26 protein-coding genes and 2 pseudogenes are annotated in these 23186 nt (G+C 57.8%); 7 read left to right on the top strand and 21 right to left on the bottom strand.

What is annotated here, in order from left to right:
* Nucleotides 1-3 precede the first annotated feature (3 nt).
* Together HB633_RS08990 and HB633_RS08995 are read right to left on the bottom strand one after the other, a co-directional pair.
* Complete coding sequence (locus tag HB633_RS08990) at nucleotides 4-744, bottom strand: ABC transporter ATP-binding protein (protein WP_213777762.1); 741 nt, start codon at nucleotides 742-744, stop codon at nucleotides 4-6.
* Nucleotides 741-1499: a GntR family transcriptional regulator gene (locus tag HB633_RS08995; RefSeq protein WP_213777763.1), complete on the bottom strand. Its 759-nt coding sequence runs from the start codon at nucleotides 1497-1499 to the stop codon at nucleotides 741-743. The genes HB633_RS08990 and HB633_RS08995 overlap by 4 nt, the downstream gene beginning before the upstream one ends.
* Nucleotides 1500-1864: 365 nt before the next feature.
* Between HB633_RS08995 and HB633_RS09000 the strand changes: the two genes are divergently transcribed.
* A complete protein-coding gene (locus HB633_RS09000) occupies nucleotides 1865-2185 on the top strand; it encodes a DUF4148 domain-containing protein (RefSeq protein WP_218626710.1) in 321 nt (106 codons plus the stop codon).
* Between the two features lie 81 nt (nucleotides 2186-2266).
* Here the strand turns inward: HB633_RS09000 and HB633_RS09005 are convergent, their stop codons facing one another.
* Nucleotides 2267-2947, bottom strand: a complete 681-nt coding sequence (locus HB633_RS09005) for a GntR family transcriptional regulator (protein ID WP_213777764.1) — start codon at nucleotides 2945-2947, stop codon at nucleotides 2267-2269.
* A gap of 205 nt (nucleotides 2948-3152) precedes the next feature.
* On the opposite strand from HB633_RS09005, the gene HB633_RS09010 reads away from it, so the two are divergent.
* Nucleotides 3153-3956 (top strand): N-acyl homoserine lactonase family protein, encoded by an 804-nt coding sequence (locus HB633_RS09010; RefSeq protein WP_213777765.1) that lies wholly within the window; start codon nucleotides 3153-3155, stop codon nucleotides 3954-3956.
* On the opposite strand, the pseudogene HB633_RS09015 reads toward HB633_RS09010, so the two are convergent.
* From HB633_RS09015 to HB633_RS30805, 3 genes and pseudogenes are all read right to left on the bottom strand, one after another.
* Nucleotides 3896-4591: pseudogene (locus HB633_RS09015) on the bottom strand (aldehyde dehydrogenase family protein); the annotation flags it as partial. The gene HB633_RS09010 and the pseudogene HB633_RS09015 sit on opposite strands and share 61 nt — an antisense overlap.
* Nucleotides 4592-4620: 29 nt before the next feature.
* On the bottom strand, nucleotides 4621-5037 hold the full coding sequence (locus HB633_RS30800) for an NAD-binding protein (RefSeq protein ID WP_255580868.1): 417 nt from the start codon (nucleotides 5035-5037) through the stop codon (nucleotides 4621-4623).
* A gap of 83 nt (nucleotides 5038-5120) precedes the next feature.
* Nucleotides 5121-5519 carry an NAD(P)-binding domain-containing protein gene (locus HB633_RS30805; protein ID WP_255580828.1) on the bottom strand — a complete coding sequence of 133 codons (399 nt, stop codon included), beginning with the start codon at nucleotides 5517-5519 and terminating at the stop codon, nucleotides 5121-5123.
* A gap of 196 nt (nucleotides 5520-5715) precedes the next feature.
* Here HB633_RS30805 and HB633_RS09025 point away from each other — a divergent pair, with 196 nt between their 5' ends.
* Nucleotides 5716-5859, top strand: coding sequence for a hypothetical protein (locus HB633_RS09025; protein ID WP_213777766.1), 144 nt, complete (start codon nucleotides 5716-5718; stop codon nucleotides 5857-5859).
* A 20-nt stretch (nucleotides 5860-5879) separates the two neighbouring features.
* Here the strand turns inward: HB633_RS09025 and HB633_RS09030 are convergent, their stop codons facing one another.
* Nucleotides 5880-7169, bottom strand: coding sequence for a replication protein O (locus HB633_RS09030; protein ID WP_213777767.1), 1290 nt, complete (start codon nucleotides 7167-7169; stop codon nucleotides 5880-5882).
* A gap of 37 nt (nucleotides 7170-7206) precedes the next feature.
* On the opposite strand from HB633_RS09030, the gene HB633_RS09035 reads away from it, so the two are divergent.
* Complete coding sequence (locus HB633_RS09035) at nucleotides 7207-7386, top strand: hypothetical protein (RefSeq protein WP_213777768.1); 180 nt, start codon at nucleotides 7207-7209, stop codon at nucleotides 7384-7386.
* 121 nt (nucleotides 7387-7507) lie between these two features.
* Here the strand turns inward: HB633_RS09035 and HB633_RS30810 are convergent, their stop codons facing one another.
* The 5 genes and pseudogenes from HB633_RS30810 to HB633_RS09055 form a co-directional block, all read right to left on the bottom strand.
* Nucleotides 7508-8044, bottom strand: coding sequence for a hypothetical protein (locus HB633_RS30810; protein WP_255580884.1), 537 nt, complete (start codon nucleotides 8042-8044; stop codon nucleotides 7508-7510).
* Nucleotides 8045-8104: 60 nt separating this feature from the next.
* A pseudogene (locus tag HB633_RS30815) lies at nucleotides 8105-8470 on the bottom strand (ParB/RepB/Spo0J family partition protein); the annotation flags it as partial.
* Between the two features lie 2 nt (nucleotides 8471-8472).
* Nucleotides 8473-9669, bottom strand: coding sequence for an AAA family ATPase (locus HB633_RS09045; RefSeq protein WP_213777769.1), 1197 nt, complete (start codon nucleotides 9667-9669; stop codon nucleotides 8473-8475).
* Nucleotides 9670-9942: 273 nt separating this feature from the next.
* Entirely contained in the window at nucleotides 9943-11832 is a 1890-nt protein-coding gene (locus HB633_RS09050; protein WP_213777770.1) for a phage integrase family protein, read from the bottom strand.
* Between the two features lie 172 nt (nucleotides 11833-12004).
* Nucleotides 12005-12859: an SDR family oxidoreductase gene (locus HB633_RS09055; RefSeq protein WP_213777771.1), complete on the bottom strand. Its 855-nt coding sequence runs from the start codon at nucleotides 12857-12859 to the stop codon at nucleotides 12005-12007.
* Between the two features lie 103 nt (nucleotides 12860-12962).
* On the opposite strand from HB633_RS09055, the gene HB633_RS09060 reads away from it, so the two are divergent.
* Entirely contained in the window at nucleotides 12963-13379 is a 417-nt protein-coding gene (locus HB633_RS09060) for a helix-turn-helix domain-containing protein (protein WP_213777772.1), read from the top strand.
* A gap of 102 nt (nucleotides 13380-13481) precedes the next feature.
* Nucleotides 13482-14246, top strand: a complete 765-nt coding sequence (locus HB633_RS09065) for an IclR family transcriptional regulator (RefSeq protein WP_213777773.1) — start codon at nucleotides 13482-13484, stop codon at nucleotides 14244-14246.
* Here HB633_RS09065 and HB633_RS09070 read toward each other — a convergent pair.
* The 9 genes from HB633_RS09070 to HB633_RS09110 form a co-directional block, all read right to left on the bottom strand.
* Nucleotides 14234-15058 carry a citryl-CoA lyase gene (locus HB633_RS09070; protein WP_213777774.1) on the bottom strand — a complete coding sequence of 275 codons (825 nt, stop codon included), beginning with the start codon at nucleotides 15056-15058 and terminating at the stop codon, nucleotides 14234-14236. The genes HB633_RS09065 and HB633_RS09070 overlap by 13 nt on opposite strands.
* A 2-nt stretch (nucleotides 15059-15060) precedes the next feature.
* Nucleotides 15061-16260, bottom strand: coding sequence for a CoA transferase (locus tag HB633_RS09075; RefSeq protein ID WP_213777775.1), 1200 nt, complete (start codon nucleotides 16258-16260; stop codon nucleotides 15061-15063).
* Between the two features lie 51 nt (nucleotides 16261-16311).
* Nucleotides 16312-17745, bottom strand: a complete 1434-nt coding sequence (locus HB633_RS09080; protein WP_213777776.1) for an MFS transporter — start codon at nucleotides 17743-17745, stop codon at nucleotides 16312-16314.
* Between the two features lie 137 nt (nucleotides 17746-17882).
* Nucleotides 17883-18230, bottom strand: a complete 348-nt coding sequence (locus tag HB633_RS09085; protein WP_213777777.1) for a c-type cytochrome — start codon at nucleotides 18228-18230, stop codon at nucleotides 17883-17885.
* Nucleotides 18231-18233: 3 nt separating this feature from the next.
* On the bottom strand, nucleotides 18234-18557 hold the full coding sequence (locus HB633_RS09090; protein ID WP_213777778.1) for a ribbon-helix-helix domain-containing protein: 324 nt from the start codon (nucleotides 18555-18557) through the stop codon (nucleotides 18234-18236).
* 63 nt (nucleotides 18558-18620) lie between these two features.
* Entirely contained in the window at nucleotides 18621-20189 is a 1569-nt protein-coding gene (locus HB633_RS09095) for a GMC family oxidoreductase (protein WP_213777779.1), read from the bottom strand.
* A 39-nt stretch (nucleotides 20190-20228) separates the two neighbouring features.
* On the bottom strand, nucleotides 20229-20849 hold the full coding sequence (locus HB633_RS09100) for a twin-arginine translocation signal domain-containing protein (protein WP_213777780.1): 621 nt from the start codon (nucleotides 20847-20849) through the stop codon (nucleotides 20229-20231).
* Between the two features lie 40 nt (nucleotides 20850-20889).
* Complete coding sequence (locus HB633_RS09105) at nucleotides 20890-21285, bottom strand: VOC family protein (RefSeq protein WP_213777781.1); 396 nt, start codon at nucleotides 21283-21285, stop codon at nucleotides 20890-20892.
* Nucleotides 21286-21459: 174 nt separating this feature from the next.
* On the bottom strand, nucleotides 21460-21969 hold the full coding sequence (locus HB633_RS09110; RefSeq protein WP_213777782.1) for a DUF1993 domain-containing protein: 510 nt from the start codon (nucleotides 21967-21969) through the stop codon (nucleotides 21460-21462).
* 239 nt (nucleotides 21970-22208) lie between these two features.
* Here HB633_RS09110 and HB633_RS09115 point away from each other — a divergent pair, with 239 nt between their 5' ends.
* Nucleotides 22209-22925 (top strand): GntR family transcriptional regulator, encoded by a 717-nt coding sequence (locus tag HB633_RS09115; protein WP_213777783.1) that lies wholly within the window; start codon nucleotides 22209-22211, stop codon nucleotides 22923-22925.
* Nucleotides 22926-23186 lie beyond the last annotated feature (261 nt).

The raw sequence follows: 23186 nt of genomic DNA on the forward strand, positions 1-23186 counted from the left end.
AGGTCAGATCAGGAGACGCAATTGGCGGATCGCTTCGGCGACGGCGGGTTCTGTAGCGCTACGCGGGCGCGGCAAGTCGACGTTGACGATCTCGCGCACGCGCCCGGGACGCGGCGCGAGCACCACCACGCGATCAGCAAGCACAATCGCTTCCTCCACATCGTGCGTGACGAAAAGCACGGTCATGTTTCGCATCGCGTGAATGCGCAGCAGTTCCTCGTGCATCTGCGTGCGCATTTGCGGATCGAGCTTCGAAAACGGTTCGTCCATCAACAGGATGCGCGGACTCGTGACCAGACTGCGGGCCAATGCGACACGGCTGCGCATGCCGCCCGATAACTGGTGCGGATGGGCATCGGCGAAACCTTGCAGGCCGACGAGATCGAGGACCGCTTCCGCACGCGCGTGGCGTTCCCGCGCGGATATGGAGGGGACGGCGGCTTCAAGGCCGAACTCCGCGTTCGCGCGAGCCGTGCGCCATGGCAGCAAGCGGTCTTCCTGGAACATATAAGAAAGTGCGTTGCGATCTTTCGTCCCTTCGGTTTCCTTACCATCGATGCGCAACTCGCCCGCGCTCGGTTCGATCAAACCAGCGATAATATTGAGCAGCGTGCTTTTCCCGCATCCCGATGTGCCGAGCAGCGCTACGATCTCGCCCTGGCCGACATCGAAGGAAACCCCGTCCAGCACTTGCAGCGACCCAAAATGCTTGCCGACGCCGCGAAGGGAAATCGCAGCGCTCATCGGCGCAACTCCGCGACGGTGTAGAGCGGCAGCGATGCCCCGGCGCTCGAGAGGCTTGCGTAGACCTTCTCCATTGTCATGCTCTGGAACGTCTCGATGTGACGGCGCGCGATGGTCTCGGCACGGCGTTCATCGCCGGCGACGAATGCATCGATCATTGCGTTATGGTCGTGCTTGATCTCGGGTTTCGTGCCTTGCACGCCGAAGCCCAAAGCCACGAGACGCGACATTTCATCGAGCAGGCTTGCCAGCGTCCTATGCAGACGCTCATTGCCGCTCGCCGCTGCGATTGCAAGGTGAAACTCGCGGTTGGCGTCAAGGAATGTGTCGATCTGAGCGGACAGCGCGCGCTCCGGGTGGGGCACGCGGCACGCGGCTTCCAGGCGTCTGAGCAAATCCACATCTACACGGCCGCACGCGAGTCGTGCCGCCAGCGGCTCGAGCTGAACGCGTAATGCAAACACTTCCTCGACGTCTTTCAACGTGATTGGCGCAATACGGTAACCCTGCCGTGGCAACGAGCGTACGAATCCTTCATGTGCGAGACGCACGAGCGCGATACGGCAACTCGTCTTGCCGATCTGATACTCCGACATCAGCTGGCTTTCGGTGACTGTGGAGCCGGGCATCAGCTTGCAGGAGAGTACATCTCGGCGAATGCGTTCATAGGCGTCGTCGCCGCGAGCGATCGGCGGAGCAGATTCGGGCGCGACTACCGGAGTGGGCACGCGGATTTCAGGTGCGTCGTAGGACATAACCATCTAGGACCATCGGCTTGTGAGCTGCTCACGGCATCGGATTGATGCGTTCAAGAAATCATCGTAGGCGCTTGCGGGCACTTTCAAAAACAAGTTATTGAAATAAAGATGTGGCGTAGGGATATATCGTGGGAAGCTCAGCGGCTGACTGCGATTTTGCAGCGCCCGTGTAAAACACGGGCCATTACGCCGGCTAGACAAAAATGCGAGCTTGCCATGTTTGCAACAGCAAGCGCGTGAATCAGTTATTTTCAGGGCGATTGTTGCGATGCAAGTTCAAATCGCCAAGCTGTTTAAGTGAACGCTGAGCTGGCCTGCTGTTTGCATACACCTCCTTAACACCATTCAAAGGAGGTTCGATCATGATCAAGTCATTGATTCCTGCCGTTGTGATTGCTTCGGCCCTGGCTGCACCGGCACTCGCATTGGCTCAGGACAACACGCAAGTCACGCGTTCCGCAGTGAAAAGCGACTTGCAGCAAATGGAACAAGCGGGTTACAACCCAGGCGAAGATCGCACGACGTATCCCGCCAAGACGCAGGCTGCAGAACAGCGCGTACAAGACGAGCGCGGTGTAGCGGCGACTTCTTACGGTCCTTCCATAAGCGGTACGTCGGCATCAGGCATACGCGCGCAAACAGGTCCGTCGGACAGCAATCACACAATCTACTTCGGTCATTAAGCCGGATTTCAGACCGACGAACAAAAACAGGGCGTTTGCTGTCAAGCAAACGCCCTGATATTTTCTACTGGCAGTGAAGCGCTATTCGTCTTCGCTGTCTGCTTCCTCAAGCATGCGCATTGCAGCCTTCTCCGCATTTGATACATGCAAACGCGCTGCCGCTTCCGCCGCGCCTGCATCGCGCGCTTTCAAAGCCTTGAACAATTTATCGATTTCGCGAAGACTGGTCGGTAAGCGATCCGGGTGCATCAACGAAGTCGCCCGCAAAAGGTTCACGCGCGAATAAAGGCTCGTCAGAATTTCCTTTACAAGACCGTTGCCGCAATTGTCCAGCAACACATCGTAGAGTTCGGTTTTCGCCTTGAGCACGCCGGCTTGGTCTTGAGCCAGCGCCTGCACACGCAACGCCTTGGCTTTTTCGCCGAATTGCGCAATCGCTGCGTCGTCCGCAATACGCGCAAACTCGCCTGCCGCAAAACCTTCCAGCAAACCGCGAATGGCGTAAAGCTCCGCCGCTTCCTGCTTCGACATGATCGCAACCACAGGTCCCTTATGCGGCACGCTGCGCACGAGCTTCTCGGCTTCAAGCCGACGCAACGCCTCCCTGACTGAAGTTCGGCTGACGCCAAGGGTCTCGCACAACTCACGTTCAATAAGCCGGGCACCGGGCGCAAAGCGTCCCGACATGATGGCCTGTCGAATCACGTTCTCGACCTGGTGACGCAACGTTTCCGGTCGCACCAAACCTATCTCAGTTGACATTATTGTATTCCCGTCTGACAAAGTTCATTCCCCCATGATACTTGATGTGTGCCGCTAGAAGCCGGGTTAAAAAAGCGGCTGTTAAGACGGTCACCGAGCACAATAAGAAAATCATCTAATTGACTGATTGTCATACAGTCTGCACTATTGCTTGATCGATATTCGACAGCGTTTGGCTCACATCAATATCCGGAGGAGACTTGCAATGCTTCCAAATTATGAGGTGTACGCAATCAAATATGCGGACCATCAACGCACCGCGAGCGTCAATTTTCTCGGCGGCGACCCTCACAATGGTCCTATGCCCATGGACTATTTCGTGTGGTTGATCCGCGATGGCTCGAAAGTGTGGGTGGTCGATGCCGGCTTCAACGCGGAGACCGCAACTGCGCGCGGCAGAAACCTGGTGCATGCGTTGCCGGACGCGTTGAAGCTTCTCGATGTCGATGCAGCCAAGGTTCCGCACCTGCTCATCACGCACATGCATTACGACCACGTTGGCAATCTCGACGCGTTTCCGAACGCCACGTTTCATTTGCAGGATCGCGAGATGGAATACGCGACTGGGCGCTACATGACACACCACTGCTTCCAGGAGGGCTTCAACCTGCGCGATGTGCTTGCGCTCGTTCAGGAAGTCTACAAAGGCCGCGTGAAATTCTACGACGGCGTTGGACATATAGCGCCGGGGCTCTCGACACATCACGTGGGCGGCCATACGCGCGGCCTTCAGGTCGTACGCGTTCACACGCAGCGCGGCTGGGTCGTGCTCGCGTCAGACGCGAGTCATTATTATCGGAACATGCACGAGGAGCGGCCATTTCCGACCGTCTTCAATGTCGGCGAGATGGTCGAGGGATATCGCAAGCTGGCGGAACTGGCTGATTCCGATGACCATATCGTTCCGGGTCACGATCCTGAAGTGCTCAAGCGCTATGCGCCACCGAGCGCGACCTGGATGCCGGCCCGAGTCGACCCGGTGAACGACACCATGTCAATGCCCGGGTGACTCGCGATTGCGGCGCCAACGCCCGGGCCATCCCCATTGATCAAGTTGAAAACGCCTGGCGGCACACCGGCTTCATCAAGTACCTCTGCGAACATCAATGCGCTAAGCGGCGAATATTCGCTCGGTTTTAGAACCATGGTGCATCCCGCCGCCAACGCTGGCGCGATCTTGACGACGATCTGGTTGATGGGCCAGTTCCACGGTGTGATGAGTCCGCATACACCGATCGCTTCGTGGCGCACACGCGTCGTGCCGCGCTGCTCTTCGAAGTCGAAGCGTTCGAGTACATCGATCAACGCATTAAGATGCGCGGGCCCGCGCGCTGCTTGTCCTTTGCGTGCGAACGCAATCGGGGCGCCCATTTCGAGTCGCATTGCCTCGGCGAATTCGTCGTATCGGCGTTCGTATATTTTTACGATCCGGCGCAGCAACGCGACGCGATCCGCGACCTTGGTATCCGAGTAAGACGGGAATGCCCGGCGCGCAGCGATAACCGCGCGATCAACATCATTTGGAGTCCCAATGGCGAGACGTCCGGTCGTCAGCTCGGATGAAGGGTCAATCATGTCGAACCAGGTTGGCGCTGTCGGCTCAACCCATTTTCCATCGATGTAAAACTGTGCTGTTCGTGACATCGCTACGCCCTGGGATTCGGTGAATGAAGTTAATTGCCTTCGTCCGCAAGCAACTTGTACATCTCGGTATGATCGGTTGTGGCGGTTGCGTGCGTTGAGATTTCATCCCACAAGGATGTCGCGTTCTTACCGAGTTTCATTGGGTAGCCAACGCCGTCGGACAATGCCCGTGCGATCTTGAGGTCCTTGTTCATCAACTGCATTGCGAAGCCCGAGGCGAACGTGCTGCTGAGCATGAATTGCTTTACCTTGTTCTCGGATGTGTTGCTGCGCCCCGTCGATGCATTGAGGACGTCAGTCATCACTTCGCGTTCAATGCCGAATCGTTTTGCAATATGTAGTGCCTCGATGGTCGCCATCAAACCCGTCGCGGAGACGTAGTTGTTGAGTGCTTTGGCCGCGTGTCCTGCGCCGGCGGCGCCGATGTGCAGAACACTTTTCCCCATCGCATCGAGTACGGGTTTGCATCGATCGAGTACGCCTTCGTTTCCGCCAACAAGAATTGCAAGTGTGCCGTCTTTCGCACGTTTTACGCCGCCGGAAACTGGGGCGTCGAGGTATTTGAGTTCTTGCTTTCCAGGGTCGTTGCCAAAGCACGAGAACGAGCGGGTTCGGAGGAACTCATGTCGATGACAACTGCACTTTTCGCGAGCGCGGCAACCCAACCGTTGGTCTGGCCATCGCCGTGCGAACCTAGAAAGACTGCCTCAACAATGTCGGAATTGGGGAGCATCGTGATCAGGACGTCGAGCGCTGATGCGTTCTCGCGGTCGAGTCTCCGAGCGTCAAGTGCGTTCGTAATTTTGCTTGACCGGTCCGCGTCGGCGTCGGCGGGGATCCACGTTGTTCTCCGGTTGCCCTGCTTTGCGGTGTCGAAGGCGGTTGCCTGCCCAGTTCCGATGCTTAGGATTATATGACTGTCATACAATCAGTCAAGCATTTGCTGGTCCGGGTTTTCCATCGGTCGGCAAGGGTCTCTTGATGCCGCTTTCAGGATTCGACACGTGTGCTGAGCGTGGGCTTCCGAGGATTGAGGTTGTGAGACCGTTAGTTGCGATGAGGTTTGTGTGGCGGCTGTTCTCTCGTGCTTTCTATTGTCCTTTTAGCGGAAACCTCATTGAGCTATGCAGAATCTCGCATCGCGCTCGAATCGCGTATTGCGGGGCTTCAATCTCCTTTGCATTCCCGCTTGTCACGAACCGGTGAACGACCTCGGCGAACTGGCGGTCAAGCTTGAGTTCAGGGAGCGTTCGGATTTGTTTGCGTGACTCATCGCTGAAGTCGGTGATCATCGGATTGAGTACGATGGAGCGCAATCTTGCGATGAACCATCATCCGCATTTGCTGTTTTGCTCACGCGCGAGACCCCGGCGCACGCCGCCCTTAGGGTACGTTTCATCTCGCTAAGTCGGCTTCCGATATCGGGTGTCCGCGTCCGTGGTTGGTTCAACGTGGGTTTCTCGGCATGTCCAACGGTAGGGCGAACTACGTGCTTCGCGCATTTGTCGCGGAAGTCGTCGATCTGTTGTTGGGTTGCCCGCCCTAACGTTTTCGCTTTGAGTGCGGCTACGAACGGTTCTGCCCACTGCCCTGCCGCGATACGCGGCGATATTTCCTGATAGTTTTGAATGGAAATTGATTGCCCATCGCTCGATACGGCAATGAGTCTGGTTTCGTCGATATCGATAAAGGTTTGACCAACGCATTCTCGTGCGGTGGTCTCGATCTGCGCAAGACGCGCGACCTCGCGTGCCTCGCGTTCATGCGCGGTACGCTTCGCGCGAATCTGATGACCAAAATCGACAGGCGAACGTAGCAGTGCGCGCAAGTAACTTATCGGACGCTTGGCCTGTCTCAGGTGCTCCCAGGTTGCTTCAACCACATCGGAAAGCAACTTCGCATGTGCCTTCGCTTCACGCATGAGTTTGAAAATCAAAAAATCACGAAAACCCAGACTCAGCAAGCGCTCGAGGTCGGCAGGGAGGCGTCCCGGTTGTCTCTTTTGATTCTTAGGGGATAGATCCTTATATATAGCTCCGTCTGCCACGCTGGCACACGGAGTGTCAAAAGTTGGATCTACGGCGCTATGACCGATATCGCTCGATTGGACAGCCTCGTTCAGTTCTTGCGCGTCATCCGTATCGATATATCCCAAGACCATTGCCGAGCGCTCTGTTAAGTGGAGATAGGCGCGTCCAAACAATCCGGCGGTACCGTAACGTTTTTGGGGAGCGCGCTCGATCAGGCCAGCCGCTTCAAGGTCGTCGAGACTTCTGTAGAAGGTACGCATCGATTGCATGGCGCGACCGGTGAGAAGCTCGCGTCGGGCGAATATGGAAGCGTAGGGATTCTTGGCATCAACGGTGCGTGCGAGCGCAGCCAATACGGCTCGTGCTCGTGCTGGAAGCGTCGGAAAATTTGCCGCGCGATGTGCTGCCCGGAATACGACCCAGGGCAAATTCGATTGACCCGCGAGGAAATGATCCATTGCGGTTTGATCGATATCGACGGACTCGTCGTGAAGTGGAAGAGGGTGCAATTCCCCCTCGCCAGCAACGGAATGTTGCGCGATAAGCATGTCACACGTCCATTTCTGAAAAATGGAAGGGAAACGCTTGACTGCCGATCGCTATCCGCTACACTTCGAGGTGTTGGGCCTTTATCCGATTCCCGTCGGAGAAGTGCAGCAGTGGGCAAGCGACAGCGAAGCCCGGTTAAATCAAAAGCCTTCGGTTCCCGCCGAAGGCTTTTGTCTTTCTGCGTCGGATCAGTTCATCATTGTTCTCGGTTGGTGAGATAAACCCATGATTTATAAGGCTTCCCTAGTAGGGAGTATTTGAGTTTCCGCTCGAATACTCTAGGGGTATGCCATCTTCAAATCTAAGTTGTTGATTTCAATGAGTTCCCTACTAGGGATCATTGTTTCTCGAGTTCAGATTCGATAAATGTCCGAATTTTTTCGGCCCACTGATCGGCTTCGTTTGCAGCGCTGCCTGAAAACGACACGCCGACCACGCCATTGCGCGCCGAAATCTGGCATACCTTTTTGCTGCCGCGACGAACTATCAACGGCTCGTTGCGTTCGCGAGGCGCCCGGTCGGCTTTAGTGGCGGCGACTGCTTGCGCTTGCGTGAAGGCATCGTCGCTTATCAAGCGTTCGATAGCGGCCTTGACTTTATCTTCACGACCTTCCGCGACCGCTTTCGCCAGTTGTTCGGCAGCGTTACTTCCGAGGCGCTCGGGGCGGGTCGCCAACAAGTCCTTACTTTCGTCGGGCAGAAGATCGAACTTCATGATCCGGCCAACGTGCGAATCGCTGATGCCAGCCGCTCTTGCCAGTTCCTCCTTTGTAATTCCGGTGGAATCCTGGAGAGATTTGAATCCCCAAAATTTCTCAAAATCCGATAGCGTCGGCGAAAGAAGGTTCGAGAAGAATGCGGCGTACTCGACCATCGACACATCGATGTCAAGGACGATGCCGTCGATTTCCGTTCGTCCCAATTCCCGATAAACCGAAGCGCGGTTATGACCGGCCACGATGTCGTATTCACCATCGGGCCGTTCACGAACCGTAATGGGCTGCGCGAGCGGGTAAGCCGTCAGGTTGGCTTTGAGCTCAGCGTATTCCGCGGCCGTAAGCCGGCGCCGGCGACCTGGTATTTCATGAAGCTTGTCGAGCGGAATTTTGCCTGGCGCGCGCTGTTCAAGCGCACGTTTTAGCTTTTCGATCTCGGCTTGCTGACTGTGGACGCGACCCTGCAAGCCGATTAGTTGCCCCGGCGCAGTTCGCGGCGCAAGCGGTTCTGAAGGTGTATCGGCGGAGTCGTCGTCGAGACGAATACCCGCAGCCTTCGCCTTTTGTTTCGCTGCTGTAGACATGCTTACTCCTTGTCCCAGAGGTAACAGACCTTGCTGTCGATCAAATCCACAACTTGGTCGTACGGCACCCGGATGCGCCGCAGTGTCGCCGCGTTTCCGTCATAGTTCGGGAAGTCGTAGACCGTGGAAAAATCGTTCGTGGTCGTACGTGCAAGATCCGTTTCCGGAATCTCCACCGGAAGAACGCGTTCTCCGTAGGTGGTGATGACCCAGTCTCTTACGATCGACGCATTTGCCTTGTTCGGCATGCGCGTCACCAGGATGTCGATGAAATCAAACACCTTGGCTTCGTCAGCCGACTCTCCAAACTGCTTCATGCCGGAGACCATGTCGGAAAAAAGCGACCAGAACTGGACCATGGATGCGAACGAAAGCGTGTCCGGCATCACGGGAACAATTACTCCATCTGCTGCAAACAATGCGTTGATGGTGAGATAGCTCAGCGTCGGCGCGGTGTCGATGATGATGTAGTCGTACTCGTCCTTTAGATCTTCCAGTCCGTCATTCAACACATTCCAGAATTTCGCGCTAGGCGACGCATGAACCCGTGCTGGGAGCATGAATTCGGCATTGAAGAGATCGGTCGAGGACGGAATCAGGTCAAGGTTTTCCCAGTACGTTTGCATTGGGAGATCCTTCATGCTGAAGGCTTCGCCATTCACGTACGCCTCGATCAAGGGCAAAATCGTTTGATCGCCATTGATCTCGGCGTGAGGGTTGATTCCGTACAGCGTGGTCGCACTTCCCTGCGGATCCATGTCTATATGCAGCACGCGGCGTCCGTGTCGTAGTGACAGACCTTGCGCGAGAACCATGGACGTCGTGGTCTTGGTGACACCGCCCTTGAAGTTGCCGATGGCGATGACCTTGCCTTTTTTGCCTTCGGGACGCTGTCTGGGCTTGCGTTCCGCCCGCACCCATTCAATGGTTTCCGCCAACGTGAATTGCCGGGCAGCGCCCGGCTTTTCCTGCGTCCCTTGCGGAAGTTCGCCTTTCTTGATCAGATAGGAGAAACGCGCTTTATCGATGCCGCACAATTCCTGAAGTTTGCCGCTCGGAAACACCGGGGCAACCTTCCGTGGAAACGGTTGGAGCATCTGCGTGCGAATTCGCTCGAGCATTTTGGCAGAGCGCGCGGCCAAATTGACGAGATCGTCCGGCGTCACCTCGATTGGTGGCGTCGAAAGGTTGATATCCATGTGTTTCTTCCCGGTGGTGCTGGTTCTACCAAAAACGTGGATTCTTCCTCAAAAGGTAGAACCGACGGTAACCGAAGACTAAGAGGTATACGGAGTAAACGCAAGTAAACTTTGCCACCCCCGGACACCCGCAAAGGCACGCGGGTAATGGGCTGCGGGCAAAAACATGAGAAACGACTTGAGGGAAAACAGGCGACGGAGCCTGTTTTAGGTCTGCGGAATCAGTCTAGGACGTGAAACGTGTTGCGCGATTCGAGAGGCGCGAACCGTGGTTTAGCGGCTTTGACCCTGCGAGGCGGGGGCGGATTTAAGATACAGCCGCGTGGTCGAAAGGTGGGCGTGACCAAGGCGCACCTGAACTTCCCGGCAGTCCACGCCTCGTTCCAGCGCGTGATGCGAATGCGTATGGCGGATCCAATGCGTGCTTGGATTGCGGCAAGCATCTTTTTGGGCGGGAAAGCCGCGCGTCGCGACTGGCTCGGATCCAAGCAGTAACCGGCGAAAAACCTGTCCGACCCCATCGGGCGTGAGTGCTTGGCCCGTACGAAAATTCGCCAGGAGCGGTGTATCGGGCGCGCAGGCAGCCGGATTCCCTGGCAACCCTCGCGCCTGCAGAGAGGCGATAACCACTTCCATCACCGAATCGGGAATTGGAATGTAACGGTCCGGACGGCCGATACCGGTAATCAACAGTTGCCAGCGTTTGCTGCCGGCAGCACTTGGCATCGTTGCAAACAGTTGGCCAGTGGTGGACGCGGCCAATTCCGCGCGCCGCAGCCCGGTCGCGTAAGCCAGCTGCATCGCCAGGAAATTTCGAAGTTCCTGGCGCGAATACCTGATGCGCATGCTCGCCTGAACCACGGTGTTCCATTGATGCTGGCTCAGCGAACGGCCTGCGACGTCGATTCGTGGTCCGATTGCAATCGTAGTGCAGCGTGAGAACGGGTTACTTTTCAGATAACCTCGATCCACCAGCCATTCGCACATTGCGCGCAGGATCGCCCGGGCCGTTTCGCGGCTGCGGTCGGAAAGCCCGCCGATAAACGGCCGCCAATCAGGGTGGGTTCGCTCGATTTTCGCGCTACCGACCCATTGTGCGGCGGGTTGCGGATCCTTCAAAAACGCCTCGACGTACTCGGTGCAATCGCTGGTATCGAGCGATGAAAGCGCCTTTTTTCTCAAATGAATTGCCCAGAGAAGCAGACGCTCGGCTTCGCGCCTGTAGGCCCGAACCGTGTGCGGACTGTGTTGACGACCGGCAAGCCATGCATTGAGCGCCTGCAAATCCGTACGGAAATCGCCATCCGGGGCAGACCGTTTCGCGCGATTCGTGCCCGCGGAGCCGTCCAGTTCGGGCGGGACGTCGAGCGCTTCGAGCGGCACGATCCCAAATTCCCGCGGTCGGGCAAGCGCCGGATCGTTACTGTCCAGGTGCCGGCGAGGGGTGACGGCGCGCGGCGACAAGGTATGACCCAGCGAATCCGCATGAAGCGAAAGCCAGTCAATCACGCGCCGCGCCGCCTTCGGCCCAACTCGCTCAATGCCCGTATGCCAACGATGCCCACGCCGCTCGATAAACCCCAGCAAATCCGCGAGCGTATATATATGCGCCCGTTGCAGCCGGCTCGCGATCGCAGGTTCCAGCCAGCTTGATACCGGGTGATCGGGTTGCGGCGCCTGGACCAGACTCGCTTCCATCCGTGCGAGCGCGTCCGCCTGACGGCGCCGAAGCCGTGCATTCCGCGAAATGCGCCGGTCGAGCGGCGCGTTCTCCCGAGAGTATTCCGCCCGATAAAGCTCGAGCAATTCAGCTTCGCTATGAAACCCGTTCGGATCGATGGCGTCGCGGTAAGCCTCGAGCGTCGGCATGGCGCTTATAGCGACGCGTTCAGGAATGCTGCCTGGCCGCAGGCGTAACAGGTGCGTGGCTTCGACGTCGCGGGTCCGGCGAGCGGCGCTTGAAAGCGTGTCGCGCAAGAGCCCGATGAGGCGCCGGGTGGCGCGAACGTCGGTAGTAGCGTCGCCATAAGTGGCGTGCAGCTGTTCGACCGACACACCGTCCAGATACCCGCGATACAACGCGAAATGTTCACGCGTAAGCCGCTTTATCGACGTGCGGTTCTCGGCGTTGCGAACGGATGGCGGGGTGGAGGCAGCCGGCATGAGTATTTATGCTTTGATTTCAAGAGCTTGAAGAGAGGCTACCAGCGAGAAGTACGTTTGACAAGAAAAAACGCTACATCTGATAAGTATACGAAGACCCGTGGGCGCAAAGAATCCAGAGCCGGTGCAGCAGCGCGCAGCCTTCAACTTGACTGCGCGCGTTCACAGATGGTTACTTCGCAAGCGCCGCAGCAACAACGGTAGCCAACGAGGTCGTCGGACGGCCGAGGAGCGTGCTTAGTTGATGGCTGTCATCGAAGAGAGCACCTTTCGCCGCGCCTGTTCCCGAGTCAGCGATCAGCTCGGCAACTGGCTCGGGCAAGCCGACGCCGATCAAAGCTGCCTTGTATTCGGTCTCGGACATGTTCCGATACACCACCGCCTTGCCCGCCTGCCGCGCAACTTCCGCAGCAAAGTCGGTGAGGGTATAGGCCGTATCGCCAGCCAGTTCGTAGATGCGACCTGCTTGCTCATCGCGGGTCAACACGGCGGCGGCCGCTTCGGCATAGTCCGCACGCGCCGCCGATGAAATCCGTCCATCGCCCGAATCGCCGAGCAAGGCGCCATGTTCGAGCACCGGCGCCAGGCTGCCCGTGTAGTTTTCCGTGTACCACCCGTTGCGCAGCACGACAAACGGCACCGCCGATTCGCGCAAGGCCGCTTCCGTTTCACGATGTTCACCGGCAAGACCCAACGGCGATGTATCGGCGTGAAGCACGCTCGTGTAGGCGATCAGTTCCACACCGGCGCGGCGCGCAGCATCGATCGCCGCGCGATGTTGAACGCCGCGCTTGCCAAGCTCGTTCGATGAAATCAGCAGCAACTTCTCGACGCCCGCGAACGCTGCGTCGAGCGTGACGGGATCGTTGTAGTCCGCCGGCCGGATCTGAACGCCGCGGGCAGCGAGATCGGAGGCTTTTTCCGGACTACGCACCGCGGCGACGATCTGCGCCGCAGGCACAGTTTTCAACAATGCTTCGATAACAAGACGGCCAAGTTGGCCGGTGGCGCCGGTGACTGCGATCATGAGAGGACTCCTTTAATGATGGAAAACGTCGTGTAGACAACCGAATCCGCACGGTATCGAATAAACTAACTTTTCGTAAGTACGTACGCGAAGGTAAGTATCAATGAACTCGAATATCGAAATGACCGCTGGCGCAGTGCCCTTGTCCGAACTCGTTCGCCGGGGCGAGTTGCTTTCGGCGGATTGTCCGTCGCGCGAAGTGCTCAAGCACGTGACCAGTCGATGGGGCGTGCTCGTACTGATGGTGTTACTGGATGAAGAAACCTGCCGTTTCAGCGATTTGCGTCGCAAGGTCGATGGCGTGAGCGAAAAAATGCTTGCGCAGACATTGCAATGGCTCGCCGCCGATGGATTCGTAGTCCGGACTTCGTACGACGTGGTGCCGCCACACGTGGACTACCGGCTGACACCGCTCGGCAAGGAGATTGCGCAGCAGGTAAGTGCGCTGGCCGACTGGATCGAGGTCAATCTGTCGCGAATCATGAATGCGCGAAACGTGCCGGACGGTGAAAGCAACTAACTGTCTGCCCACGCAACGCCTTGCCATCGCCCTCAACAACCCATGTCCGGGCGACCGGCATCGCGTAAAATTTCTCCTTCGATACCACCCCGTCAAGTCACCATGCCAACGCCCGCCGATAACCCACGCCCGAAAGAAAGCGAAGGCGTTGCTGTCATCGACCGTGCGTGCGCGATTCTTTTCGCTTTCCGCCCCGACGATGACGCCCTCACGCTCGCCGAACTCGCGGCTCGCACAGGTCTCTACAAAAGCACGTTGTTGCGCCTTGCTGGCGCGCTGATCCAGCACCGCTTGCTGTTGCGTCTCGACGATGGCCGTTATCAACTCGGTCCATCCACGTTCATGCTTGGCGCGGTGTATCAACGCAGCCTGAATCTCGGCGATATCCTCGTGCCGCTCATGCGCGAGCTTGCCGAGATCAGCGGCGAAAGCGTGTCGTTTTACGTTCGGGATGACGCGGTGCGCGTCTGCCTGCATCGCGTGGATTCGACGCACGCCGTGCGTTATCACGTGCGCGAAGGCGATGTGCTGCCGCTGGAAAGCGGCTCGGGCGGGATGGCGCTGCTGGCGTTCGGCGGAAAAGAAGGCGAAGTCTTCGAGCAGATTCGCGAGGACTTCTATTACGTATCGATGGGTGAACGCGACCGCGAAACCGCGGGTGTATCGATGCCAGTCTTCGGCGTACGCCAGACCTTACGCGGCGTGATCACGCTTGCGGGTCCGAGCTCGCGGATCGATCAGGCGTTTGTGGATCAGAACCTTGGCGCGTTGTTCGATTGCGCGGCGCGAGCAACCGATGCGCTCGGCGGCGACGCACGCGCGCTGCGTCAGGCACAGCGGCGTGCGGCTGAAGTTCACGCCAAATGACGCTCGGGCTTGCCCGTGTACTTGTAGGCCATTTGCCGCGGCATCGGACCTTTGTTGCGTTCTTTTCGGCCGCGCTGTTCCCAGGCGTGCGACAGGATTCCGACCGCCCGCGATAAACAAAACACCCCGCGGGCAAGCTCGGGCGCGAATCCCAACTCTGCATAAATTACCGCGGTCGCGCCGTCGATGTTCATCGGCACCGGCTTGTTCTTGCGCGCCTTCAACAACGCTTCGATACCCCGTGCCACCGCTGCATACTTTCCGCCGATCACGCCTTGCTCGACACTGGCATCGACCAAAGCGAGCAACTTCGTCGCGCGTGGATCGACGGGATGAAACCTGTGGCCGAAACCCGGCAGATACTTGCCGCGTTCGCTGATGAACGCATCGACGCCTTGCGCGACGGCATCGTTCAATCCGGCGCCTGAGGTTTCCAGCGCGACGATCGAATCATAGAGTTCAACCGCTTGCTGGCCCGCGCCGCCGTGGACGTCGTCAAGGGCGTTGATTGCGGAAGCCATCGCGCCGTTCAGCGGCAAACCGCAACTCGTGGCCATGCGCGAAATGGCGATGGATGGCGCGTGCGGCCCATGATCTACAGACGCCACAAGTGCCGCTTCGAACAAGCTCGCCTGATTTTTATCGGGCAATTCGCCGCGCAACATCAGCCAGATCATTTGCGGAAAACTGATCGAACCAATCAGTTCCTGGATCGGAAAACCGCGAACGTTGATCGAACCCGGATGGATATCGATGATCGATGTGCTCCAGTAATCCGCGGCGAGCGTGGCGGCATCGAAATCTTGCGTCATGGTCAGATCACTCCTTCTGCGCGTAGTTGATCGATTTCCGCGGCGTCGAAACCGAGCACGGAAAGATGGTCGCGCGTATTCGCGGACAACACGGGCGCGGGTGATGTTGGCGCAGTGTCGGCATCGACGAAACGGAAACCTGCGCGCGTGACGCGTTGCCGGGTTGCAGCATCATCGCCGTTGAATTCATGCACGAATTCACGCGAGACCATATGCGGATGCGCGAGGATTTCCGGCACCGACATCACGCGTCCGGCAGGCACGCCGGCATCGACGAATTTCGCGTCCCAGTTAATCGCGCTGTCCGACGCCAATGCGGCTTCTATCTCCGCTTTCAATGCCGTACGATTCACCTTGCGTGCGTTGCGCTCGGAGAAACGCGGGTCATCGGCGAGATCCGGGCGACCGATCAAACGGCACAAACTCACGAACTGCTTGGTCTCGTTCGCGGCAATGTTGAGCAAACCATCGCCGGTCTTGAAGGTGCCGGAAGGCGCGGCCGTGAAGTTTTCGTTGCCCATGGGCGAGGGCGTCACGCCCGCGTTCAAGTAATTCGATACCACCCAGCCCATGGTTGAAAGCGTGGCTTCGAGCATCGATACATCGAGCATTCGGCCGCGGCCATTCGCGCGGGCATCGACCAAAGCGGCGCATATTCCAAATGCGGCCGTCAGTCCGCCGACGGTATCGGACACGGGATAACCCACGCGCAACGGCGCACTTTCGGAATCGCCGGTGACGCTCATAACGCCCGAAATGCCCTGGATGATCTGATCGTAAGCAGGGCGCTTCGATAAATCGCCATCCTTACCAAATCCGGAGATAGCGCAATAGATGAGTTTCGGATTGATCTCGCTGAGCGCTTCGTAGCCGAGTTCGAGCCGCTTCATCACGCCCGGCCGGAAATTCTCGACCAGCACGTCCGCGGTTTTCACGAGCGAGCGCAGGATTTCCTTGCCGCGCGCGTCCTTCAGATTGAGCGTGATCGATTGTTTGCCCGCGTTCACGGCAACGAATGATGCGCCCATGTCACGCGCCGACGCTTCTGCATCGGCGCCGAGCCTGCGCGCAAGATCGCCGCCTTCGGGATGTTCGACCTTGATGACCTCGGCGCCGAGCAACGCCAGTTGATACGCGCAAAACGGTCCGGCCAGCACATTCGATAAATCCAGCACCCGTACTCCAGCTAACGGAAGCGTCATGTCAAACCCTCTTGTTTAAAGCTAAAAAATCCATACAACGCAATGCAAACATCAATGCGAGATTTCATCGAGATTGCGATTATTCGTGCGCGGTCCAAAGATGCCGATAGCGCCCATCACCATGATCATCGACGCGCTGATCAATGCGAACACGCCGGTCACTTCGAAGTGCCGCAACGCGAACGCAATCATGAAACCGGAAAACATCGCGGAAAGCCGCGAGATGGAATAGACAAGCCCCACGGCGCGCGCCCGCAGCCGCGTTGGGAAAAGCTCGGTTTGATACGCGTGATAACCGACCGAAAGCAACGTACCGCACAAGGTGATCAACACACCGAGGATCATCAGCATGACGGGCGATGTCTGCGTCGCAAACAAACTGCCGAAGACGGCGATACCCAGCGCGGACAACACAATCAACGTCTTGCGTTCGATCCGGTCCGCGATCGCCATGCCAAGCAATGGCCCGAACGGATTCGAGATCGCTATCACAAACGAGTACAGCAGACTGTGTGTGATCGTGACGCCTTTGGATACGAGCAGCGTCGGTACCCAGGACGCGAAACCATAGAAACCGATCGCCTGAAAGAAGTTGAAGACGAGCATGGTGATCGCGCGTTTGCGATACGGCGGTTGCCAGATTTCGCGGAATGCGGCCTTGGTCGTCGCCGGTTCGACGGTCGCGACAGGTTCGGGCAGCGCACGTCCATATTGCGCGGCGACTTTCGTTTCGAGTGCGTGAAGCACTTGCTCGGCTTCTGCGGCGCGGCCTTGCTGCGCGAGCCAACGCGGACTTTCGGGCACACGCTGACGGATCGCCCACACTACAAGCGCACCCAATGCGCCGATGATCACGACCCAGCGCCAGCCATCGAGACCGAACGGTTTTTGCGGCACGAGCCACCACGCGAAAAACGCAACCGACGGCACCGCCGTGTATTGCACGAGATGCACGAACGCGAACGCCCGGCCACGCAGATGTTTTGGCACGAGTTCGCTGACGTAGGTATCGATGGTCACGAGTTCCACGCCCACGCCAATGCCCGCAATCAGCCGCCACATGTTGATGGCGGGCGCCGTGGTCTGGAACGCCATGACCAGCGTCGCTATGGAATACCAGAGCAGGGATACGGTGAAGATGGTCTTGCGGCCGTATTTATCGGCCATTCCAGCGAGAAAGAACGTGCCGATAAACAACCCCGCGAACGAGGCCGCCACGAATGCGCCCAGTCCGGAAACGCCGAAGAACGATGCAGTCGTTGTCGAATACAACCCGCTTTTGACGAGGCCCGGGCCTACGTAGGCGGTAAAAAACAGGTCGTAGAATTCGAACCAACCGCCAATGGACAGCAGAAAAACGAGCATCCATACCGAACGCGTAGCCGGCAAGCGGTCGATACGCGCGTTGATCCCGGGCTTGACTCCCGTGTCGCTGGCGGTTGGCTTTTGCGATCCACGGGTCGCATCGATTGGCAGACTTGCCATTTGAATCCTCCTACGGGCGTCTCATCTCTTACGTTCTATCTAACAGAACGTCGTTCTGTTTACGAGTGATGCGAGATTAGAGCGTGAGGAGGGCACGCGAAATAGGGGTTTTACCTAGACGCCGCCGACGCCGTGCCTTACGACTTTGCGCCGGCAAGTATCCAGTCGATGACGGTATGGAGATCGGCATCGCTGATATTGGGGTTCGGCGGCATCGGAATTTCGCCCCAGACGCCGGCGCCGCCGTTGCGAACCTTGGCGAACAGCTTGTCGGGCGCCGAAGGATCGTTTTTGTATTTCTTCGCCACCACCTGATACGCCGGCCCGACAACTTGCGTTTTGACCGCGTGACATCCAAGGCAGTTGTTCTTCTGCACAATCGCCAGCGCGGCTGCGCCATTCGGCGCAGCGTGCGCCACTACGTACGTCACTGAAGTCGTCAACGCAAACGCCGCGCACATCATCCCGTTCAACACTTTCTTCATGGATCAGCCCGCCACCTTGTCTGCCGCGCTGTTCGAAACATGGGTGCGAAAGTCCATCGATGCGTTTGCTCTCAGCCCTTGATATCGAAGACAGGTGACGCGAAGGAACGATGCGAAGTTCGTCGTCTCTCCGAGATGCTCCGTGATTTCCTCATGCAACTTCGCGATGAGTTGATTGGTGGTCATGTCGTTATCGGCCGCGAGTTCGGACAGCGTTTGCCAGAACAGATTTTCGAGGCGGATGGTCGTCGTCACGCCGCTGATGCGCACCGAGCGCGCGCGGCATTCGTAAAGAATCGGGTCGGTTTGCGCGTAGATCCTGCACATGGACAAGCTCCTTGCAAAATGCAACGAAGGCGGAGCCACCGGACGGTGGCCCCGTTGCAGCATCTAGATGCTTCGGCGTTTCATTTGATCCGCGATGTAATCCGATTGCCGGATCGCCAGCGTCACGATGGTGAGCGTCGGATTTTCAGCGGCGCTGGTCGTGAACTGACTGCCATCGGAAATGAAGAGGTTGGGGATATCGAAGGTCTGGCCATGTTTGTTGCAAACGCCATCGCTCGACTTCGCGCTCATCCGGCACGTGCCGAGATTGTGCGTGGACGGGTAGGGCGGCGTACGCAAGGTTTTCACGGCGCCGGCCGCCGCGTAGATGGCCTCGCCTTGCTTGAACGCGTGATCGCGCATGGCAATATCGTTCGGATGGTCGTCGTAGTGGACGTTCGCCACCGGCAAGCCGACCTGATCCTTCACATCGTGATTCAGCGTGATGCGATTCGTCTCGCGCGGCATGTCCTCGCCGACTATCCACATGCCGGCCGTGTTTGCGTAGTTGTCCATATAGTAGGTAAAGTCCGATCCCCACGCGCCCGGATCGAAAAATGCCGCTGCAAAAGGAAGCCCGAGCGAGATGGTTTCCATTTCGTAGCCGCCCGCGAAACCGCGTTTTGGATTGAACTCGGCTTCATCCGTGATGATGCCGGCCATCACCGTTCCCCGATAAAAATGCACGGGTTCCTTGAACACGCCGTACACAGAACCGGTGGTATGGCGCATGTAGTTGCGCCCGACCTGGCCCGAGCTGTTCGCTAGCCCGTCAGGATTCTTCGATGATTCCGACAGCAACAACAGACGCGGCGTTTCTATCGAATTTCCTGCGACGCAGACCACGCGTGCGCGTTGGCGTTGCTGTTTGCCATCGGCGTCCATGTAAATCACGCTGCTTGCCTTGCCGGCCGCATTCGTTTCAATGCGCATCACATGTGACTCAGGACGTACTTCCAGCCGGCCCGTCGCTTCGCCAGCGGGAATCTCGGTGTAGAGCGTGGACCATTTCGCGCCTGACTTGCAGCCCTGAAAACAGAAGCCCAGCTGCATGCATTGGCCACGCCCCGCACGCGGGCGGCTGTTGATCGCCATGTGTCCGGTGTTGCAGTTCTTGTAGCCGACCTTGGTCGCGCCGTCGTACAGGATCTTGAAGTTGTTGTTGCCCGGCAGACCCGGAATGCCGTTCGTGCGCGTCACGCCCATCTTGTTCTCGGCTCGCGCATAGTACGGTTGCAGATCAGAAAGCGTGATCGGCCAGTCGAGCAGATTTGCTTTATCGATGGAACCATACGTCGTGCGCGCCTTGAACTCGTGTTCATGAAATCGCAGCGATGCACCCGCCCAATGCGTCGTTGTGCCGCCGACCGTCTTGCAGATCCACGCCGGCAATTCAGGGAAATCTTTCGCGACGCGCCAGTTACCGGACGTCGTGCGTCGGTCCGTCCAGGCGAGCTGCCCGAAGGACTTCCATTCATCGTTGATGAACGTGGCCGACGACTGGCGTTTGCCCGCTTCCAGCACAACGACTTTCACGCCCTTCTGACACAACTCGTTCGCAAGCGTCCCGCCGCCCGCGCCCGAACCGACGATCACGACAACCGAGTCGTCGTTGTAGTCGAACTTAGCCATGCTTGCCTCCTCGGCAGATTTTCGCGTTCAGGTTCGGATTCAGGCGACCGGCGGACTCGCGCTTGCGGGCGGGTTGGGCAACCATGTCAGGTCGTTGAATCCGCGGCCGACGTAACCGCCCTTGCTGAACGCTTCCCCTTCGTAGCCGAAGTGCGCAAACGACATGTCGTTGTTGTAGAGCGAGGTGACGCATTGCGCGCGTACAAGCAACACGAATGGATCGGTCTGATTCGCTTCGACAATAGCCGTGCGTTGTGCATCGGAGAGCGCCGTATTGCCGGCCCATTTGCCTTGTGCCGCGTCGTTCAGTTTCGCCACGCCGCTCTTGATCACGTCCATCGTTTTCTGATCGGTGGCTTTCGCATCGACATCTTTCGCGGCAAGCGCGTAGACCGCATCGGGCAGCGTCTTGTGCGGGTAGAGCGTGCGCGCGAGCGTCATGATGGCGTCGGCCTGAGCCTGATCGACGTGCGTCAGTTCCACCGCCCACGCGCGACTCGGCGCAAGCATAGCGATGGGCGTGCCGGCGACCAGTACGCCGGACAACACTACCGAACCTTTGAGGAAATGCCTGCGGCTTACACGCGCAGACGTTGCTGAGGCTGCGGAACCATGAAGGTTCTCTGCAGCGATGATGGCAATGGGGATTGCCTTGGGCATGATTGTCTCCTTTTATAGTTTGACCAACGGTCGCTTCAGTTCATACGTAGTGACCCTCCCTGGATAGCACTTCGATCTTGTAGCCGTCAGGATCGGTGATGAAAAAAAAGCGCGCGGCAACAGCACCATCGTGCGAGAGCGATTTGAGCTCGCCCGGCTGCATGCCCTGGCTTAACAAACGGTCGCGAAACGCCTCGATATCGTCCACGGCAAACGCCACGTGACCGTAGCCCGTGCCGTGCGTATAAGGCGTTGTCGTCCCTTTGTTCAATGTCAGTTCGATCTCGGCGCCGCTGTCCGGATCGCGAAGATAGACGAGCGTAAAAGTATCGAAATCAAGGCGATGCGACTCGCGCATGCCGAACGCGTTTTGATAGAACGCGATAGAACGATCCAGCGCTTGAACGCGGATCATCAGGTGGAGGAATTTGGTCATGCACGCCTCTTGTCATAGCGTCGCTTCAGTATGCAACGTTGACACAAAAGCGGGTAATAGCGGGTTATTACGCTGCTTGAACAGCCATGTGTTTTCCCTGATGGAGCGCGTTGCTCGGGTTAAACACCTAGTCGCGTATCGCCTCACGACAAGACGATACGTGGCGTCCAACAATCAATAGGCGCCCATGTAATCGCGCTTGCCGATCTCGACGCCGTTATGACGCAGGATTGCGTACGCGGTCGTCACGTGAAAGAAGAATTGCGGCAAGCCGTAATGCTGCAAATACGCGCTGCCTGCCAGCTTCTTCTCTTTGGGCGTACCCGGACGCAGCACGATTTCCTTGTTCTCGCTGCCTTCGAATTGCGCGGCATCGAAGGAAGCGATGTGAGCCAAAGCTTTCGCAATCAGCGCTTGCAAGTCAGCGAACGTGACTTCGGTATCGGGCCACGACGGGACTTCCGCACCGGCGAGACGCGAGCTCACGCCCTTCGAAAAATCCACCGCAATCTGCACCTGACGCACGAGCGGGAACATGTCCGGGAAAAGACGCGCTTGCAACAGTGCATTCGGCTCGATCTTCTTTTCAGTTGCATGCACTTCGGCTTTACGGAGCACCTCGGACAAAGCCGTCAGCATTTGCTTGAAGACCGGGACGGATGCGTTGTAGATGGAAATGGTCATGATCACTCTTTGTGGATGTTGGTTGGTCCGCTATAGCGCCGGATGCCGCGCAAGATTATACGGTCACGCGAAAAGGGCGCACTGCCGGGCAGCCGCGTCGCCACAGGGAAAACCCGACGTCGCATAACGTGCCAAACCGTCCCAAACAGGTTTATGCTGCGTTTGTTCTTGATATACCATATTGGATATATTTAAATGATGGTGCTGAGCCGAATACCAACAGGGAGACACCCACCTCAATGGCTGATACGTATGTTGGACTCCGCCCGACGCCGCTAACGCTCGCGCTTGTGCCGATCAGCGCATCGGCCTCGCTGCGCGACCAGGCGTACGCACGACTGAAACAGGCTATCGCCGATGCAGACATCTACCGATCGCGTGAAGAGATCCGGCTCGACGAAAAGGAGCTGACCGAAGCGCTGGGCGTAAGCCGCACGCCGGTGCGCGAGGCGATGACTTTGCTCGAACAGGAAGGGTTTCTGCGCACGGTGCCAAGACGCGGCATCTATATACAGCGCAAGACGAAGCGCGAGATTGTCGACATGATCTATATGTGGGCGGCGCTCGAAAGCATGGCTGCGCGATTGGCGACACTGCATGCATCGGAGGAGGACATTGCGGGATTGCGCCGCATGTTCGACGATTTCCGCGATGCCACGCCGGCCGAACACATAGAGGAGTATTCCGAGGCGAACCTCGCGTTTCATCAGGCGATCCTGGATCTATCGCAATCGCAGGTGATCCTCGACACGATGAAGAACCTCTTTGTGCACGTTCGCGCCATCCGGCGGATGACGATCGCGCAGAGCGACCGAGCGTCACGATCGATTGTGGATCACATGCATATCATCGAAGCACTCGAGCAGCGGGACACCGAGCGCGTCGAAAGCCTTGTGCGGCAGCATTCGGTGGAACTCGCGTTGTTCGTCGAAACGAATTGCGATTTTCTCGACTGAAGGACCACGCGTCGCTTGTTGTGGAACAACCCGGCGGTCGCTTGAGCGTCCTTTCATTAGTAATCCGTAAGGTTTTGCGCAACCGTTTGCGCCGCTTTTGCTGGTCCTTCGAGCAGGCGCGTGACAAACAGGTTTTCTACGGATGAGAGCAACGAAATTGGGCGTCTGGCGAAATCAAGATGCCGCGGCAACTTGGTGCGACGCAAACATAAAACCGCCGAAACCCGCGCCAAATCGGCGTCGATTCATATGCGGCACTGC

It is taken from the genome of Caballeronia sp. dw_276 (assembly GCF_018449635.1).
Lineage (GTDB): Bacteria > Pseudomonadota > Gammaproteobacteria > Burkholderiales > Burkholderiaceae > Caballeronia.